The organism is Streptomyces sp. NPDC031132 (assembly GCF_055570595.1).
Genome location: NZ_JBVIGX010000090.1, coordinates 1 through 1,207 on the forward strand (window position 1 = coordinate 1; position 1,207 = coordinate 1,207).

At 70.6% G+C, this 1,207-nt stretch carries 1 protein-coding gene and 2 pseudogenes; all 3 read right to left on the bottom strand.

Features of this window, described 5'->3' with window-relative positions; translation table 11 throughout:
• Positions 1-195: pseudogene (locus ACZ49B_RS39145) on the bottom strand (ABC transporter permease); the annotation flags it as partial.
• Positions 182-973 carry an ABC transporter ATP-binding protein gene (locus ACZ49B_RS39150; protein ID WP_468316101.1) on the bottom strand — a complete coding sequence of 264 codons (792 nt, stop codon included), beginning with the start codon at positions 971-973 and terminating at the stop codon, positions 182-184. The gene ACZ49B_RS39150 and the pseudogene ACZ49B_RS39145, both read right to left, overlap by 14 nt.
• Positions 974-1,006: 33 nt before the next feature.
• Positions 1,007-1,207: pseudogene (locus ACZ49B_RS39155) on the bottom strand (sulfate ABC transporter substrate-binding protein); the annotation flags it as partial.

A 1,207-nucleotide genomic window follows, 5' to 3' on the forward strand; every position in this document is an offset into this window, starting at 1 on the left:
GACCTTCGCCGCGACGAGGATCTGCCACACCAGCAGGACCAGGCCGACGGCGATGATCGGCGGCAGGACCTTCTTGACGAGGACCTCGCGGGCGGGGGTGCGGTGGGTCTGGACCGCGTCGAGGGCGTCCAGGCCGGCCTCCAGGCCGGCGAGGTCGTCGGCCTTGGCCTTGGGGGTGGTGTCAGTGCTGGCCATGGCGGCGGATCTCCCCACGCAGGTGTTCAGTGATCTCGACGGACAGCTCCGCGACGTCCGCGTCCTCGATGCGGCGCGGCTGCGGGATGTCCACGGTCCATTCCTTGGCGACCCGGCCGGGCCGCGAGGAGAGCAGGACCACGCGCTGGGCGAGGCGGACGGCCTCGCGCACGTTGTGCGTGACGAAGAGGACGGAGACGTCCGTCTCGGCCCAGATGCGGGTGAGTTCGCCGTGCAGCACGTCGCGGGTGATGGCGTCCAGGGCCGCGAACGGCTCGTCCATCAGCAGCAGCCGGCTGTCCTGGGCGAGGGCCCGGGCCAGGGCCACGCGCTGGCGCATGCCGCCGGACAGCTCGTGGACGCGCTTGCCGTAGGCGCCGCGCAGGCGGACCAGCTCCAGCAGCCGCTCGGCCTCCGGCTTGCGCTCGGCCTTGGCCACCCCGCGCAGGCGCAGGGCCAGTTCGATGTTCTTGCCCGCGGTCAGCCACGGGAAGAGGGCGTGCTCCTGGAACATCAGGGCGGGCCGGCCGGCGGTCTCGATGGTGCCCGCGCTGGGCTTGTCGAGTCCGGCGACCAGGTTGAGCAGGGTGGACTTTCCGCACCCCGAGGCACCCAGGATGGTGACGAACTCTCCGGGAGCGACATCGAGGCTGATGTCGTCCAGGACGAGCTGCGATCCGGCCGGGCCGGAGAAGGACTTCGAGACGTGCGCGATACGAGCGGCGTGCGTCTGCTCCGCTACCGCGCCCTCGGCAGCCTTGGCGAGTGTGGTGGCCATGGTCGTCACCTCCTGGGATTCGTACGGGCTGACTTACTTGGCGCCGAGACCGGCGTCGGAGACCTCGGGCTTGCCGGCGGCCTTGAGGACCTTGTTCAGGGGCTTCAGGTCGTAGATCCCGGCGAGGTCGGGCTGCTCGATGAGCTTGGCCTTGACCGCCCAGTCGGACTCGGTCTTCAGCGTGGACGCCAGCGGGTCGTCGGTGACCAAGATGGACTGCCAGGCCGGGTCGAT